The organism is Paenibacillus sp. sgz302191 (assembly GCF_057749925.1).
Window position 1 is genome coordinate 41,403 of record NZ_JBYLHY010000005.1, and the last position, 15,412, is coordinate 56,814.

Here is a 15,412-nt window from a genome sequence, read left to right on the forward strand (position 1 = left end):
TGCTCCGCCTTCCCCTGTTATTTCTTGCGTTCTTTCGCCACTTCCTCGACAAAGTGCCCATCCAGGAACGATTCCGGCTTCGGAACGGCGGACAGCATATCCAGCCCTTTCAGAAACTCCGCCGTTTTTTGCGCCGTGAAGTGCAGCGATGTCAACGAGTCGGCTTTTTGAAAAGCTTTCACATTATCGTCAAGCTGGAAAATTTTCATACTGTTCACTCCGGCCTTGTACTCCTCCAGCGGCGTTTCCGCGGCTTTGGCCATAATTTGCAGCGACTCCTCGGGATTCGCCTTCCAGTAATCCAAAGCGTCGAACCAGGCGTTAATTATTTTTTTCACATCGTCCGGTCTGTTTTTCGTAATTTCTTCTTTAAAAACGAGCAGATCGGGAATGAGCCCGGGCGTATCCGCCGACGAGAAAAGCAGCTTCCCTTTGCCCTCCTGAAGCGCTTTGCTCAAGAACGGCTCCCACAGCACGGCCGCATCGAGATTGCCGGAAATAAAGGCTGGACCCGCGTCATTGACCGTCATATTCGTGTAAGCAACGTCTTTTTCGGCCAGCCCGGCTTTTTCCAGCGCCGTCAGCATCAATAGATGGTCAACCGTGCCCAGCTCGGTGGCGACCTTTTTCCCTTTCAAATCCTGCAAAGACGTAATTCCGGGCTTCACGACGACCCCGTCGCCGCCGTTGGAATTGTCGTTCACAAGAACGGCTTTCACGCCGATTCCTTTGCTGGCGGGCGCGAGCGTGTCGCTGAGCGTTTGGCTGTTCGCATCCACCTTGCCCGAAGCCAGAGCCGACAAGGAGTCACTGTATACCGGAAACCAGACCAGCTCTGCGTTAACGCCGTTTTTCTCGAAAAAGCCTTTCTCTTTGACCAAATACCATACGAACCAGCCCGGCCAAGGGCTTAGCGCGATTTTTATCGGTTCTTTCCCCCCGGCTTGCGCCACGTTCGCTTGCTTGCCGCCTGAACAGGCGCTTGCTACCAAGATCATACATACAAGAACCAGCATCAAACATACCCGACTTTTTTTCATTCCGTTCTCCCTCTCTCCTAGTAAAAAAATAAAGCCCGGAACGATATCAAGTTCTGATATCCTCCCGGGCTTTTGTCCCTCCGTGTGCACAGTGATTGAGTGATCGCCACCGTGTGTCTTCTCTTGGACCAGACCGGCAGAACGACGCTGCTCGCGGAACCCTAGAAAACATAATGCTATGCGGTTGTCGAATGGATTTGTTTCTATCATACTGAGAACTTTCGTTCATGTCAATATACATAACATAAATTTATTTTACTATTGAATTTTGCTTGATAATGTAATAATATATTACACATAAAGACCTATTTGGAGGTGGATTTGATGTATTCCGTTCACTTTCACATTAGTATGTTAGATAATACTCCTGCAACATCCCCTGTAACTGCTCCCCCGTCCCCGCATCCCTTTACAGCAGCAAGCAAGCAGTATGAAAAACTATACGCAGTTTCATCTTCTCCCCCGCAGTTTACCGGCTCTGCCGCCGAATCCAAAAAGGTATGACACAAAAAACATGCACTCTGCCTTCCCCCGGGAAGACGGCTGCATGTTTCTTTTTTTATATGACCTATTGACGTTTACATTAGTGCCTGCGATTGTGCAGGAATTCCCGACTAAAACCGGCCAGATCCCACGGATGGGCTGAAAAACCTGCACATTCGCAGGAATTTTACGATGCAGGCGCATCCACGAGCAAAAAACTGTACTTTTGCAGGTTTTCTGCACGCGTGCCGCAGGGACGCTACCAAGTAGATGCTAGTTTTCTCACGCATGAGGCGAGGCGGTACCAGGCAGGTGCATGATGTGCCACCTCATGCGGACGAGCAGTTGCATATTCATTTCCTTTTTGTGTCATACAAAATAGAATTACGGTCCCTTCCGTGCTATTATTCATTTGTACCACAAATACAAGGACGAATAAAAAATGTTCAAACACCCCGTAGTGCAAAATATTTCCAAAATTGCGCTTGTAGCGGCTTTTGCAATCGTAGCTGCAAACATCGGTGCGCCTGAAACGCATGCAGCGGCATACGAACCGAAAACGCTCGGAGAAGCGATTGAAATGGCTTACTGGTATTACTTCCTGCGATAATCTCATCTCCCGCTAACCCCGGCATCATCGCTTCTTCATTCGCCAACGCGCAAACCCCCACAGAGGTGTCGCACGTAAAACCATTCAAGCAAAAAAACACCTCATCATTGAGGTGTTTTTTATATCTCCTACTCGTTAAGACCAGCCCGCAGCTCCTTGTCCGGATTTTCCGTGTAGTACCAGTAAATATACAGTTCCGCATCCGTCCCTTTATAATTCTCGTACATATCTACCGCTTTATTGTTGCCGTCCCCGGCAAAATTGACGGTTACCTGCTTGCCGACGAGACCTTTCTCGCCTACACTCCGCATATACGTCTGATTGACGCCGCCAAAAGCCGGATCCGCGCATTCGCTCTCCACGTAGAGATTCCCGTCCCGCTTGTAATAGGTCCACTTGACGTCATAACCGCCAACCTTGGTTGTCATCGTCTGCCTCTCTTCGCTGATCCCTTCTAGCCGGATTGGATCCTTAGCATCCTTGTGCTTGATATTTTCGTACTTGGCGATAAAAGTAATCGGCGTTTGCGCCGTCACCTGAACACCGGGAGGAACCTCGAACCGGTAAACCGTTTCTTCCGGATTGTTCTGCCCCTCTTCATACCAAATACCGCCCGGCAGAACATTCCCGTTAACTTCCAAAGCATAGTTCAGGAACGGGAAGCCCGCATATTTTTCATGGCTAGCCTTGATTCTGATCTGCGTCGGCGTTATAATCATCTCCTTCAGCACGATTCGCGAGCCGGCATGCTCCAACGGAACATTCAAGCTGCGCTTCACGGTCCCGCTAATCATCTGCTCTTTATTCAAGCGCAACTCGTACATCCAGTCCTTGTCGATCCGCTGCTCCTCCTTCGTATACAGGAGCTTGTAGTTCACATTGCTCTTTTGCAAATCGCCAATGGGGAAAAACTGCCGGCTCGTATACTCGCCATTGTCGCCGGGAGTGCCGTATACTCCGCCTCCCGCTTCCTTGATTATCGCATCCCCATTGTAAGCGGCAATATGCGGAAACATCCATCCCCTTACCTCGGGCCGATCGAACTTGACCGACGAAACCAGCATCAATTTATCTCCCTGGACAAAAGGCTCCAGCGTCAACTGTTCAATGCCGTCCTGCCGAATGTCAAAAGTTTGCTTCTTGTCGGCAAAAGGATTAAATGCAAGCTCGTGCTCCGCCCGGGAAAAAGATTGCAAGTTTTTCGCCGTAAACCGCACATCCGCTTCCACACCGTCAGGCGTCCATTCAGTTTCGAAATAGCCGCTCCACATCTTGCTTTCTTTGTCCCAGAACAAGCTTTGCCGCCCTTCAATAACTCGTCCTTGAGCGTCCTGCAGCTCCATCTTGGCAAATTGCAAGCTTTCCCCAAGGGCTGCGGACGGCGAGCTCAGGCTGTAAAGCAGCACCGTCCGGTTATCGTCCACAATCGCGGTATGTACGGTCAGCGTCACGCCTTCGTGCGTCACCGATTTCTCGATGCTTTGCCCCAGACCCTTTTGCAAAGCGGATTGGATGCCGCTCCTATGATCGAAAATGCTGTCCCATTTGCTCCCGATGGCCGCAACGACCGGCGTAGCCACAAGAACTGCCGCGAGAACGGAGAGGACAGCCACTTTCCGGTGCCGCTTCCGCTTGGGCGCAGCCATATCTACAGGCAGCAGAGCGGCGTCCGCCTCCGGCAAACTTCGTTCCAGCCGGCTCCACATCGCATCGAAATCCGGGTATTTCAGCCCTGCATCATCATCGTCTAAAAACCGAGAAAACTTTTGCTGCACCTTGTCCACGCGCCTCACCGCCTTTTCCATAGTTGGCCTCATCGGCTTCCACTATATGTTTCATCAGCTTCAACCCTTTATTGAGCCGGGATTTCACCGTTCCCATCGGAATGCCCAAAATTTCCGCAATTTCATTCAAACTGCATTCGTTCAAAAACCGGAGCGATACGACCGCCCTCATCTTCCCCGGCAGCCTGTGAAGCAGGCGCACGCATTCCATAGCGGATTCCCGTTCTTCGGCAATCGTCTCCGCGGCTTTCTCCGCACCCGTGGCGGAATGGAGCCGGAGCTTATTCTCCTTTGTTTTGGAGCGGCTGATTTTTTTCAAATGATTCAAACAGTGATTCACCGCCACCCGCATCAACCAAGTCTTCAAATGCTCAACCCGCCTCCAGTCGTGACGGAACACGGTCATGAATACGTCCTGGCACACGTCTTCCGCATCAGCGGGATGATGAAGCATGAAGAAGCATGTCTTATAGACGTCTTTTTTATAAATTTCGAATAGTTCCCTCTCAGTCATAGTCCCCCTCCTTCCTGCTTTTACCTTATAAACAATCCCGCCGCCAAAAAGGTTCATTACGGCGCAAAAAAAGCCCGATCCCCGTTATCGTTACGGGAATCGGGCTTTGTGGGGTCAGCTTACACGCCCAGCCATTTTTTGAATAAGTGCTTCGTCGTATCGGCGTTCATCGCTGCGATGGAAGTCGTCAGCGGAATGCCTTTCGGACAGGAGCGCACGCAGTTTTGCGAGTTTCCGCAGCCTTCGATGCCGCCGTCGGTCATCAGCGCTTCCAGACGCTCTTCTTTGTTCATCTCGCCCGTAGGGTGAGCATTGAACAAACGAACCTGGGAAATCGCCGCAGGGCCGATGAAATCGGTTTTTTCGTTCACGTTCGGACAAGATTCCAAGCATACGCCGCAAGTCATGCATTTGGAAAGCTCGTACGCCCATTGACGCTTCGACTCCGCCATGCGGGGACCAGGACCAAGATCGTAAGTACCGTCGATCGGCACCCACGCTTTAACCTTTTTCAAAGCGTTGAACATACGCCCACGGTCGATAACCAGGTCGCGCATAACCGGGAACGTGCTCATCGGAGCTACGCGGACCGGCTGCTCCAGCTTGTCGATCAGCGCCGAGCACGCTTGACGCGGCTTGCCGTTGATAACCATCGAGCAGGCTCCGCACACTTCTTCGAGGCAGTTGGATTCCCAGCACACGGGCGTAGTTTTGTCGCCTTTGGCGTTTTTCGGATTGCGCTGTACTTCCATCAGCGCGCTGATCACGTTCATATTCGGGCGATACGGGATTTCAAACTCTTCCGTGTAGGGCTTGGATTCAGGGCTTTCCTGACGTGTAACGATAAACTTCACGGTTTTTTGCGCCGTTTGTGTATCCGCCATGATTAGTTTCCTCCCTTCTTCTTGTCCGTCGAATAGTCGCGTTTACGCGGCGCAATCAGGGATACGTCGATATCTTCGTAGCTGATTTTCGGTCCGTCCGGAGTCCAGTCGGCGATCGTCGTTTTCATGAAATGCTCGTCGTCGCGATCCGGGAATTCCGGCTTGTAATGCGCGCCGCGGCTCTCGTTGCGCAGCAGTGCTCCGACCGTCATCGCCTCGGCCAGCTCGAACATGTTCCACAGCTGGCGCGTGAACGCGACGCCTTGGTTGTTCCATCTCGCTGTGTCCGTGATGTTGATGTTGTTGTATCGTTCTTTCATATCTTTAATCCGGTTGATCGTATCCTGCAGGCGGTCGTTGTGGCGGACTACCGTCATGTTCGCATTCATCATGTCGCCCAGTTCTTTGTGCAGCACATATGCGTTCTCGGTGCCGCTGTTCATTTTGAGCAGGCTCTCGTAACGGTCCGTATGACGTTTTTTCTCGCGGTCGTACACCGTCGAGGAGATATCTTCCGAGCTCTTGCTCAAGCCGCGGATATACTCGACCGCTTTCGGACCGGAAACCATGCCGTCGAAAATCGCGGAAACGAGCGAGTTGGCGCCCAAACGGTTCGCACCGTGATGCTGGTATTCGCACTCGCCGGCCGCGAACAGCCCCGGAATATTCGTCATCATGTTGTAGTCGACCCACATGCCGCCCATCGAATAGTGAACCGCCGGGAAAATTTTCATCGGAATTTTGCGCGGGTCGTCGCCCATGAATTTCTCGTAAATCTCCATAATACCGCCGAGCTTGACATCCAGCTCTTTCGGATCTTTATGCGAGAGGTCGAGGTAAACCATGTTTTCGCCGTTAATGCCCAGCTTCTGGTCTACGCAGACGGAGAAAATTTCCCGCGTCGCAATATCGCGCGGAACGAGGTTGCCGTAAGCCGGATATTTCTCTTCCAGGAAATACCAAGGTTTGCCGTCTTTGTACGTCCAGATCCGGCCGCCTTCGCCGCGCGCCGATTCGGACATCAAGCGCAGCTTGTCGTCTCCCGGAATCGCGGTCGGGTGAATCTGGATCATTTCGCCGTTCGCGTATTTAACGCCTTGCTGATAAACCGCGCTTGCCGCCGTACCTGTGTTGATGACCGAGTTGGTCGTTTTGCCGAAAATAATGCCGGGACCGCCTGTCGCCAAAATAACGGCTTCGGCAGGGAATGTTTCCACTTCCATGCTGCGCAGATTTTGCGCCGCAATACCGCGGCAAATATTCTCTTCGTCGAGTACGGCGCCCAGGAATTCCCAGTTCTCGAACTTGGTGACGAGACCCGCGGTCTCCCAGCGGCGTACTTGCTCGTCGAGCGCGTACAGCAGCTGCTGCCCGGTCGTCGCTCCGGCGAATGCCGTGCGGTGATACTTCGTGCCGCCGAAACGGCGGAAATCGAGAAGACCTTCCGGCGTACGGTTGAACATAACGCCCATCCGGTCCATCAGGTGAATAATGCCGGGGGCCGCATCGCACAGCGCCTTAACCGGCGGCTGATTGGCCAGGAAGTCCCCGCCGTAAACCGTATCGTCAAAGTGCTCCCAAGTGGAGTCGCCTTCACCTTTTGTATTTACCGCACCGTTAATGCCGCCTTGCGCGCAAACGGAATGCGAACGTTTCACAGGAACCAAGGAGAACAACTGAACGTGAACTCCGGCTTCTGCCGCTTTAATGGTCGCCATGAGTCCCGCAAGGCCTCCGCCGACGACAATAACTTTCGAATTAGCCATTGATGTTCACCCTCCCTTAATGCCCTGCCCGTGTCTCTGCAGGCAAATGCTGAAATTGAGTATCCGTAAATGCGGTCAAAGACATAATAAACATGATTGACATAACGACGAACACACCCAGCCATACATAGGTAGAAATACGCTGAGCGCGCGGGCCGACCGTAATTCCCCAACTGACCAGGAAAGACCACATGCCGTTGCTGAAATGGAACGTAGCCGACAGGATTCCGATCAGATAGATCGTGAACATAACCGGATTCGTCGCAATTTGATACATCGTCGTGCCTAACGCCTCATGATCCACATTTCCGATCGCCACTTGAAGGCGTGTCTCGAAAAAATGCCATGCGACGAACAAGAACGTAAGAATTCCCGTTATACGCTGCAGGAAAAACATTTGATTGCGGAAGTATCCGTAATTGCTTACGTTATGGCGGGCTTGATAAGCTACGTAGAGGCCATAAACGGCATGGTAAAGAAGCGGCAGCCAGATGCCGAAGATTTCCAGAAACAGCCTCAGAGGCAGCCCGTTCAGCCAGTTGATTTGATCGATGAAAGCGGCATGGCCCTTAACCGCCTCGTAGTTCGTGAGCAGATGCTCGATGAGAAAGAAACCCACTGGAATTACGCCAAGCAAAGAGTGGATCTTTCGAAAGTAATACGAATTACCCGTCATTGAACCAATTCCTCCCCTAAAATAGTACATCCGACATTTTCAGACAAGCCACATACCATTGTACTCTTGCGGTATACAAGCGTCAACCCAGATTCATCCACGCCTATTTTTCCATCATACAGAGCGTTTATGCAGGATCGCCCAAAAATTGTGAACAAGAAGTGACATATACATGGTACCTCTTTCTCGCTTATAATGGAAGTGCCGATTCTTTATATACCCTTATAACTAATTTGCATATCGATCATAACGGAAAGGGGCGCTTTCTGTGGAGCTTTTGGACGTTTTTGCAGTTGTTGTCGAGCAGGCGAGCTTGAATAAAGCTTCGCAAATTTTGAACTTGTCCCAACCCGCGCTCTCCCGCAAAATCATGAAGCTGGAGGAGGAGCTTGGCGTCGAGCTCTTTATCCGCAAAGGCAAGCGGCTTGAGCTGACGAAAGTCGGCCGGATCTGCTACGACCACGCCCTTGAGCTGCGCCATCTGGAGCGCAAGTTCATGCAGGAGATTCAAACGTACAAAGCGGCCGGAAACCATGTGTCGATCACGATAGGCGCCAGTCTGACAACGCTGCAGGCCACGCTTCCCGATCTGATCACAACCTTTTTGGAAGACCAGCCGATGACCGAGATCAAGCTGCTGACCGGCAAGACGCACGAAGTCGTCACGATGGTCAAAGAGAAAAAAGTCGATATCGGCATGATCGCTTCGCAGATCAACGCCTCGGGCTTGCGCTGCGAGCCGCTGTTTGACGACCATCTGTGTCTCGTGCTGCCGCTCGGGCACAGCTACATCGACCGCCCCGCACTTGCAGTCAGCGATTTGAACGAACTGCCGATGATTCTGTTCTCCAAGGGAACCTGGTATCGGGTTCTGATGGACGAGCTGTTCCACCGGTTCTCCGTCTTTCCCAATGTGCAGATGGAAATCGACTCGTTCGAAGCGATTCTCCGCCTGGTGTCCACCTGCAAAACGGCGACGCTGCTGCCCCGCTCCTATTTGCGGGAAGATCTCATTCTGAACAATGAGCTGATTTTGCGCAATTTGCCGGAACTTGAGCAGACGAAGCGGACGACGTCGCTAATATACTCGGTCGAAGCCTCGGACAACCCCGTGGCGATGAATTTTGCCCACCGGGCGATCCGCTACTTCGCAGACAACGAATGAGCCTCCGACCGCCGCTGCTGTCCGCGTGTACGCGGGGCAGTTCGGCGATTTGGAGGCTTTTTTCATAAAACGAATTTGTATCCAACACCCCATACGGTTCGAATCCGCTTCGGCTGCTTGGGGTTATCCTCGATTTTTTTGCGCAGGTTTGCAATATGTACATCAATAGCGCGGTCGGTTACATACGAATCGAATCCCCGCACCGTGTTGATCAAATCTTCCCGGCTGAACACGCGCCCCGGGTGTTTGACAAAGCAAGTCATGATCTCGAATTCGGAATAGGTCGTATTGACCAGCCCTCCGCGCACCCACATCGACCGCGTCTCCGGATCGAGGTGCACGATCTGTATGCCTTCGTCGGACTTCATCGTATAGGCGGGAAGCTCCAGCAGCGCCGGTCCTGCCGGCAAGCTTTCCTGATACACCCTGGCCCTGCGAATCAGCGCCTGTATTCTTGCACTCATCTCGTGCAAACTGAACGGCTTGCTCAAGAAATCGTCCGCTCCCGCCATTAAAGCGCTTACACGTTCAATTACTTTGTTTTTCATCGATACGATCAAAATAGGTACCATCGATGTTTTTCGGACTTGCTTGCACAATTCCAAACCGTCCATATCGGGCAGCATCAAATCGAGCAAAATGACGTCGGGCTCAAAATAACCCACGGCATCGAGACCTTCTTCGCCGCTCCCCTTTCTCATGACCTGAAAACCTTCCTCACCCAAATAAATCGAAACCATGTCGCCAACCATCACATCATCTTCAATAACCAGTACCTTGTCCATGTCCGCCCACCTTTTGTTTCAAAATGCTTATTGTTAGAAAAGTGTGAGGAAATTTGTTAGGTCAGCCTACACTTGCAGTTAGATTTCGCAAAAACCTGTCGAAAAATAGCAGCTGCATTTTTAATATACTATAGAAAACCAGGAACCAACAAGCAAAATGTTAGTTTATTGTTAGAACACAAAAAACCGCCCCCTGTGCACATCGTGCATTCGGAGACGGCATACTCAATGTTCGGCTTCCGCAGCGCCGTTCGTTACCTCAAGGCCCAGCTTGCGCGCCGCGAAGGCAGTCGTGCTTGCCTGGACCAGAATCGTGATCAGCACGGCCATGAACGTTACACTGGCGATCAGCTCGCTGTGCCGAATTCCCATTCCGGCGATCATGCCGGACAGCGCGGCCGGAATCACTCCCGTTTCCCGCACCCAGAACATGAACAAAATCTCGTTCCTCGTCCACTTCGCCCGGCGGTCCGGCAGCGCGCATGCCAGCACGGCAAACGGCCTCGCAATAAAAATAAACGCAAAAATAACCCCAAGGCTCGTCCATAAATGATCGAAAATCAGCGCAAAATTCACTTGGCTGCCGAGCAAAATAAAGATGAGCATGCGCATCATTAACGTTATATTTTCCGAAAAATGGCCCATTTCCTGCAGCTTGTCCTGCATGTCCAGCTTGAACGTCTCCGCGTTCCCCCAAATAAGCCCGGCCGTAAACGTAGCCATAAATCCGCTGACGCCGAGGGCTTCGCCCGCCATATATGCTCCGAGAGCCGCAACGATCATCGCAATCGTCGCATATTGGCGCAGCAGCCCAAACTTCAGATGCGCGGTCAAGTATGCAAGGGCCAAGCCGATCGCCGCGCCGACGAGAAGCCCTCCCGCCGCCGTTTTGACGAACGCCCAAATTCCCGAGCCAACCGAAACTTCCCGGGTGCCCAGGATGACCGCAATGAGCGAAAAGGTCAAAATCGACCCCGTCGCATCGTTAAAGGCCGATTCGCTTTCCACAGTTTCCCTGACTTTCAGGCGGATCTTCACCTGCTTGAACACGGGGATGAGCGTAGCCGGGTCCGTCGAACTGATGACCGCCCCGAGCAGCATGGCGTATATCCAGGGCAGGCCAAGCAGCAGGTGCGCCGCCACGGCCACTACCCCGCACGTAATCATGACGCCGGGGACGCTGAGCAGGCTGACGGTGATCCACACTTTGCGAAGGCCGGAGAGGCGGATGTTGCGCCCGCCGTCGAACAAAATGAGTGCGGAACCGATCGCAAGAATGAACTGGTTCGTAAATGAAGTGCTGGATTCCCGTACCCAGCCCAGGCCTTGCCCGACAATGATGCCCCCTACGAGAAAAAGCGCGACATCCGGCAGCTTCAACAGGTGTGCAGCTTTGCCCAGCAGCATGCCCAGACTGAGAATAATAATGAGCAGCAAAATGACATGCTCGATCATGACGGCGGACGCATTTTCCATTATCCGATAACTTCGCTCTCAAATTCTTCGATTTGTTCGTTCGTCCCGATAATCACCATAACATCCTTTTCATTGACAACATCTGTGGCGAGCGGCGCGATGATCACACCGCTTTGCTTGTTGATAGCGACGACACTGCAGCCGTATTTGGCCCGGGGGTCCAGATCCTTGATCGTTTTGCCGCACAGGCGCTTGGGCACCGACAGCTCGACGATCGTGTAATCTTTGGACAGCTCGATGTAATCCAAAAGATTGGGTGATACGAGCTGGTGCGCCACGCGGATGCCCATATCCCGCTCCGGATAAATGACGCGGTCCACGCCGATTTTATTCAGCACTTTGCCGTGCAGCTCGGACAGCGCCTTGGCGACGACCATTTTGACGCCCAAATCTTTCAGCACAATAGCGGTTAAAATGCTGGCCTGAATATCGTCGCCGATCGCGACGACCGCACAGTCAAAGTTGCGCACGCCGAGCGACTTCAGCACTTCCTCGTCCGTGGCATCCGCCACGACCGCATGCGTCAGCTCGGAGCTCATCTCGTCGACCGCTTCTTCGTCCTTGTCGATGCCGAGCACCTCATAGCCCAGCTTGATCAGCTCCTTCGACAAGCTGGATCCGAATCGGCCCAGACCGATTACCGCGTATTGATTTTTTTTCATCTCCAGTATCCCCTAACCAATCGTAATTTTACCCTCAGGGTATCTATATAATTCTTTTTCCTGTTTCGGCTGCAGCGCGTAAGCGAGCGTTATAGGACCGAGCCGGCCGGCGAACATCGTCAGGCTGAGCATAATTTTGCCGAAAACGGTCAGCGACGGCGTAAGCCCCATAGTCAAGCCGACAGTACCGAAGGCGGACGTCACTTCGAACAATATTTTCAAAAACTGCACGGACTCCGTCGTCGATAACAGCATGGACACGAATATGACGAGAAAGAGCGCGATCATCGTGAGCGTAATCGCTTTGAGAATGCGGTCCTTCGCCAGACGGAAACGGAAAATGACGATATCTTCCTTGCCTCGGATCATCGTGATGATGGCGGCAATGAGAATGGTGAACGTCGTCGTTTTGATCCCGCCCCCCGTCGAGCCGGGAGAAGCCCCAATAAACATGAGAATCACCATGAAAAATTGCGACGCCTGACGCATGGCGCCGATGTCCACCGTATTCGCGCCGGCCGTCCGGGGCGTGACGGATTGGAAAAACGAAGCCAACATTTTTCCGCCGAAATTCAGCGGTCCTAACGTCTTGGTGTTCGTGTATTCGAATATAAATATCACTAGCGCGCCGAAAACGATCAGAAATCCCGTCATGGCAAGCACGACTTTGGAATGCAGGGAAAGTTTCTTCGTTTTGTGATATTCCATCAAATCGGACAAGACGATGAAGCCGAGACCTCCGAGCACGATCAGCGCCATCGCGACGACGTTCACCGTGAAATCGTTGACGTATCCGGTCAGCGAGACGAAAGGAGCATCGGCGGTGCCGAACAGGTCGAATCCGGCATTGTTGAACATCGAAACCGCATGCCAGATGCCGAAGTACAGCGCCTTCGAAAATTCCATGTCGAACGACCAACGGATCGTGAACAAAATCGCCGCTATCGCTTCGATGCTTAATGAATAAATAAGTACTTTGCGGATCAGCCGCACAATCCCTTCCATACTGCCCTGGTTGAACGCCTCCTGCAGCAGCAATCTTTCCTTCAGCGTAATTTTTTTGCGCAGCACGAAGGCGAACAGCGTGGCCATCGTCATGAAGCCGAGACCGCCGATCTGGATCAGGCTGACGATGACGACTTGTCCGAACACGGTAAATGCCGACCCGGTATCGACCACGACGAGGCCGGTTACGCAGGTCGCCGATGTGGCCGTAAACAGCGCATCGATAAAAGGCAGCGGCCGGCCGCTCGTCGAGGCAAAAGGAAGCGTCAGCAGCCCCGCTCCGATCAAAATAATGGCGGCGAATCCAAGGACCAGAATTTGCGGAGGCGTAAGCTGCCAAATGCTTATTTTTTTCATAAATCCCCCTGTTGTCATCAATTGAACACGCAAAAAAAGACACTGGAAATCCAATGCCTTATTCGGAAATGGTTCCTGACGTAAAGCCTACGAGGTTAGCTGACGGATTCGGGTGCGCGCAGTCACCCTATTTGTCCGGTTTTTTGACGCCGGAGACAAAATTCACCCCAAATTACATGGTTCCCCCGTTTTCAACAAGAAATTCGGCTTTTTATTCAATTGATATGAATTATATATCTGATTTATTGTTCCGCACAAAGTTGTTTTCAGCGGATTTGCGGGGGTTTTCGCAGCATTCCATCGTGTCTGGCAAGCAGGAGAGGGCGTTACGATTCGAAATCGCGAATTTGCCCCGGTTTACGTTTTATTTTGCATGAATTGGTTTTCCTTAACATCTGTGATACTTTTAATTTAGCGTATTTGCGAACCAACATTATCCAAGGAGATATTTTATCCCATGATGCGAATGAAATTGAACCGAACTTTGCTGATCCTCGCGTGCATCGGCGTGGCCTTGTATATGGGGGTCAATATGCTTGCGGGATATCAAACGGAAGAAGCGGCCCCGGCGGAAAGTCCGGCCGTTACGAAGCAGCAGGCGGCCGACGCGGCCGGGCAGTTTTTGCAAAGCCGCTACGGCATCGGCCAGCCGCGTACTTTCGTCGTATACCAGTCCGAAAAGTCGAGAAGCGGATACTTGCAGAAAGAACACCTTTTGCACGAGTATGAGCTGAAATACGGGGACCGCTTCCCGCTCGATTTCTATCAGGTCAGCGCCGTCGATCCCGGCAGCAAGCGCAAATTCGAAGTTGACGTCAACTACAAAAGCTTGCAAATCGTCGGCTGGCGCGAGACGCTCACCGGTACCGCCGCAGCGATCGGCAGGCAAAAAGCGGACCAGCTGGCCAAGGAGGAGATGAGCCGGCAGGGCTTTAATCCCGACGATTTCAGTCTCGCCCTGGAGCCGAAGAAAGAGGCCGGCGCGAACACGTACGTTTACGAAAAGAAAGCGGAAGCCATCGGCGGTTCCAAGCTGCGCTTGCGGATCGATTTTGACGATAACGCTTTGGTCGGCTATGCCGTGCAATTCAGCATCCCAGAGGACCATCAGACATGGCTTGACTCGCAGGATCAATCCGCCTCGTTCATGACCTGGATCAGCATGGGCTTTACGTTCCTGATGTCCGTTGCGGCCATCGTATATGCCATCAGGCACCGCAAGCAGATGGATTTTCGCAAGGGCCTGCTGCTCACTGTTATTTTTACGACGATTTACATCGCCAACAACATCAATATGTATCCGGCTTTCAAAACGATGTCCGGCGATATCGCAGACAACGGAACCGCCACATTGGCCGGCTCGCTGTTCATGAACGTCGTCACGCTGCTGCTCGGTCTATCGGTCTACATCTCGCTTGCTTCCGGCAGCCGGTGGTGGGAGTCGAACGGGTGGAAGCCTTGGCCGGCTTGGCGGGAATCGCGCTTCGGATCGGAAGTGTTTCACGGAATGGGCCGGGGCTATTTGCTCGCCCTGTTCATCCTTGGGGTCCAGCAAGTTCTGTTCTATGCGGGCGAGGTCCGCTTCGACGTATGGGCCGTGAACGATCCGGGGGATTCCGTATTGAATATGCTGGAGCCCAAATTGTTTCCGCTGATGGCGTGGGCCGCCGCAATATCGGAAGAAGCCGCTTACCGGCTGCTCGGCATCCTGCTGTTCAAAAAGCTGTTCCGCTCGAACTTCATCGCCGTTCTGCTGCCGAGCATCATTTGGGCCGCGAGCCATACGCAATACCCGATCTATCCGGTGTATACCCGCCTGATCGAGGTAACCGTCATCGGCATCATTCTCGGCTATGTGTTCCTAAAATACGGCTTCATCACTGCCGTATTCGCCCATGCCTGCATGGACAGCATCCTGATGGGTCTGTCGCTGTTCTCGCTGGACCAGGCGGGCGATGCTGCCGCAGGTATCTTCTACATCCTGCTGCCGGCCCTCGCCGCGCTGCTGCTGGCATGGTGGCACCGGCGGCGCCTCGCGCCAAGCCCGGGGTAGAGCCAGCGCATGGCTGGCGGTGCGCGGGGATAGCCCCCGTGCGGCGCTGAGAGCCTGCGGACGCTCGCCAGGGTCAGCGTTCGTCGGGCTGCGCGCGGCGCGCCTCCGAACGGCCACTAGGGTCTGCGCTCGTTAGGCAGCCCGTGGCGCTG

Annotated in this window: 13 protein-coding genes and 2 riboswitches; of the genes, 3 read left to right on the forward strand and 10 right to left on the reverse strand. The window is 52.9% G+C overall.

Annotation, left to right across the window (positions count from 1 at the left end; translation table 11 throughout):
• Window positions 1-17: 17 nt before the first annotated feature.
• Window positions 18-1,040, reverse strand: coding sequence for an ABC transporter substrate-binding protein (locus AC3G2T_RS08735; RefSeq protein ID WP_488435189.1), 1,023 nt, complete (start codon window positions 1,038-1,040; stop codon window positions 18-20).
• A 59-nt stretch (window positions 1,041-1,099) separates the two neighbouring features.
• Window positions 1,100-1,216: riboswitch (guanidine-I (ykkC/yxkD leader) on the reverse strand.
• 749 nt (window positions 1,217-1,965) lie between these two features.
• Here AC3G2T_RS08735 and AC3G2T_RS08740 point away from each other — a divergent pair.
• The gene (locus AC3G2T_RS08740; RefSeq protein WP_488435190.1) at window positions 1,966-2,133 is read left to right on the forward strand and encodes a hypothetical protein; all 168 of its coding nucleotides are present in this window, start codon (window positions 1,966-1,968) and stop codon (window positions 2,131-2,133) included.
• Between the two features lie 128 nt (window positions 2,134-2,261).
• Here AC3G2T_RS08740 and AC3G2T_RS08745 read toward each other — a convergent pair whose 3' ends face one another.
• The 5 genes from AC3G2T_RS08745 to AC3G2T_RS08765 form a co-directional block, all read right to left on the reverse strand.
• Entirely contained in the window at window positions 2,262-3,938 is a 1,677-nt protein-coding gene (locus tag AC3G2T_RS08745; RefSeq protein WP_488435191.1) for a DUF4179 domain-containing protein, read from the reverse strand.
• Window positions 3,874-4,431, reverse strand: a complete 558-nt coding sequence (locus AC3G2T_RS08750) for an RNA polymerase sigma factor (protein ID WP_474680133.1) — start codon at window positions 4,429-4,431, stop codon at window positions 3,874-3,876. Before AC3G2T_RS08750 ends, AC3G2T_RS08745 begins: the two co-directional genes overlap by 65 nt.
• A 119-nt stretch (window positions 4,432-4,550) precedes the next feature.
• Window positions 4,551-5,315 carry a succinate dehydrogenase iron-sulfur subunit gene (gene sdhB, locus AC3G2T_RS08755; protein WP_474680132.1) on the reverse strand — a complete coding sequence of 255 codons (765 nt, stop codon included), beginning with the start codon at window positions 5,313-5,315 and terminating at the stop codon, window positions 4,551-4,553.
• Window positions 5,316-5,317: 2 nt separating this feature from the next.
• Window positions 5,318-7,081: a succinate dehydrogenase flavoprotein subunit gene (gene sdhA / locus AC3G2T_RS08760; RefSeq protein WP_474680131.1), complete on the reverse strand. Its 1,764-nt coding sequence runs from the start codon at window positions 7,079-7,081 to the stop codon at window positions 5,318-5,320.
• A gap of 16 nt (window positions 7,082-7,097) precedes the next feature.
• A complete protein-coding gene (locus tag AC3G2T_RS08765) occupies window positions 7,098-7,757 on the reverse strand; it encodes a succinate dehydrogenase cytochrome b558 subunit (protein ID WP_474680130.1) in 660 nt (219 codons plus the stop codon).
• A gap of 268 nt (window positions 7,758-8,025) precedes the next feature.
• Here AC3G2T_RS08765 and AC3G2T_RS08770 point away from each other — a divergent pair, with 268 nt between their 5' ends.
• On the forward strand, window positions 8,026-8,922 hold the full coding sequence (locus AC3G2T_RS08770) for a LysR family transcriptional regulator (RefSeq protein WP_488435192.1): 897 nt from the start codon (window positions 8,026-8,028) through the stop codon (window positions 8,920-8,922).
• Between the two features lie 62 nt (window positions 8,923-8,984).
• On the opposite strand, the gene AC3G2T_RS08775 is transcribed toward AC3G2T_RS08770, so the two are convergent.
• The 4 genes from AC3G2T_RS08775 to AC3G2T_RS08790 form a co-directional block, all read right to left on the reverse strand.
• The gene (locus AC3G2T_RS08775) at window positions 8,985-9,707 is read right to left on the reverse strand and encodes a response regulator transcription factor (protein ID WP_488435193.1); all 723 of its coding nucleotides are present in this window, start codon (window positions 9,705-9,707) and stop codon (window positions 8,985-8,987) included.
• A gap of 225 nt (window positions 9,708-9,932) precedes the next feature.
• Window positions 9,933-11,183: a cation:proton antiporter gene (locus tag AC3G2T_RS08780; protein WP_488435194.1), complete on the reverse strand. Its 1,251-nt coding sequence runs from the start codon at window positions 11,181-11,183 to the stop codon at window positions 9,933-9,935.
• Window positions 11,183-11,845, reverse strand: coding sequence for a potassium channel family protein (locus tag AC3G2T_RS08785; protein WP_474680126.1), 663 nt, complete (start codon window positions 11,843-11,845; stop codon window positions 11,183-11,185). The genes AC3G2T_RS08780 and AC3G2T_RS08785 overlap by 1 nt, the downstream gene beginning before the upstream one ends.
• Window positions 11,846-11,857: 12 nt before the next feature.
• Entirely contained in the window at window positions 11,858-13,207 is a 1,350-nt protein-coding gene (locus AC3G2T_RS08790) for a TrkH family potassium uptake protein (RefSeq protein ID WP_488435195.1), read from the reverse strand.
• A 69-nt stretch (window positions 13,208-13,276) separates the two neighbouring features.
• A riboswitch (cyclic di-AMP (ydaO/yuaA leader) is annotated at window positions 13,277-13,426 on the reverse strand.
• A 238-nt stretch (window positions 13,427-13,664) separates the two neighbouring features.
• Here AC3G2T_RS08790 and AC3G2T_RS08795 point away from each other — a divergent pair.
• On the forward strand, window positions 13,665-15,260 hold the full coding sequence (locus AC3G2T_RS08795; RefSeq protein WP_488435196.1) for a CPBP family intramembrane glutamic endopeptidase: 1,596 nt from the start codon (window positions 13,665-13,667) through the stop codon (window positions 15,258-15,260).
• Window positions 15,261-15,412: the final 152 nt, after the last annotated feature.

What these genes read in the sequence shown, in the direction of transcription:
- AC3G2T_RS08735 (WP_488435189.1), bottom strand. Translation starts at nt 1,040, where the DNA reads ATGAAAAAAAGTCGGGTATGTTTGATGCTGGTTCTTGTATGTATGATC.
- AC3G2T_RS08740 (WP_488435190.1), top strand. Translation starts at nt 1,966, where the DNA reads ATGTTCAAACACCCCGTAGTGCAAAATATTTCCAAAATTGCGCTTGTA.
- AC3G2T_RS08745 (WP_488435191.1), bottom strand. Translation starts at nt 3,938, where the DNA reads ATGGAAAAGGCGGTGAGGCGCGTGGACAAGGTGCAGCAAAAGTTTTCT.
- AC3G2T_RS08750 (WP_474680133.1), bottom strand. Translation starts at nt 4,431, where the DNA reads ATGACTGAGAGGGAACTATTCGAAATTTATAAAAAAGACGTCTATAAG.
- sdhB (WP_474680132.1), bottom strand. Translation starts at nt 5,315, where the DNA reads ATGGCGGATACACAAACGGCGCAAAAAACCGTGAAGTTTATCGTTACA.
- sdhA (WP_474680131.1), bottom strand. Translation starts at nt 7,081, where the DNA reads ATGGCTAATTCGAAAGTTATTGTCGTCGGCGGAGGCCTTGCGGGACTC.
- AC3G2T_RS08765 (WP_474680130.1), bottom strand. Translation starts at nt 7,757, where the DNA reads ATGACGGGTAATTCGTATTACTTTCGAAAGATCCACTCTTTGCTTGGC.
- AC3G2T_RS08775 (WP_488435193.1), bottom strand. Translation starts at nt 9,707, where the DNA reads ATGGACAAGGTACTGGTTATTGAAGATGATGTGATGGTTGGCGACATG.
- AC3G2T_RS08780 (WP_488435194.1), bottom strand. Translation starts at nt 11,183, where the DNA reads ATGGAAAATGCGTCCGCCGTCATGATCGAGCATGTCATTTTGCTGCTC.
- AC3G2T_RS08785 (WP_474680126.1), bottom strand. Translation starts at nt 11,845, where the DNA reads ATGAAAAAAAATCAATACGCGGTAATCGGTCTGGGCCGATTCGGATCC.
- AC3G2T_RS08790 (WP_488435195.1), bottom strand. Translation starts at nt 13,207, where the DNA reads ATGAAAAAAATAAGCATTTGGCAGCTTACGCCTCCGCAAATTCTGGTC.
- AC3G2T_RS08795 (WP_488435196.1), top strand. Translation starts at nt 13,665, where the DNA reads ATGATGCGAATGAAATTGAACCGAACTTTGCTGATCCTCGCGTGCATC.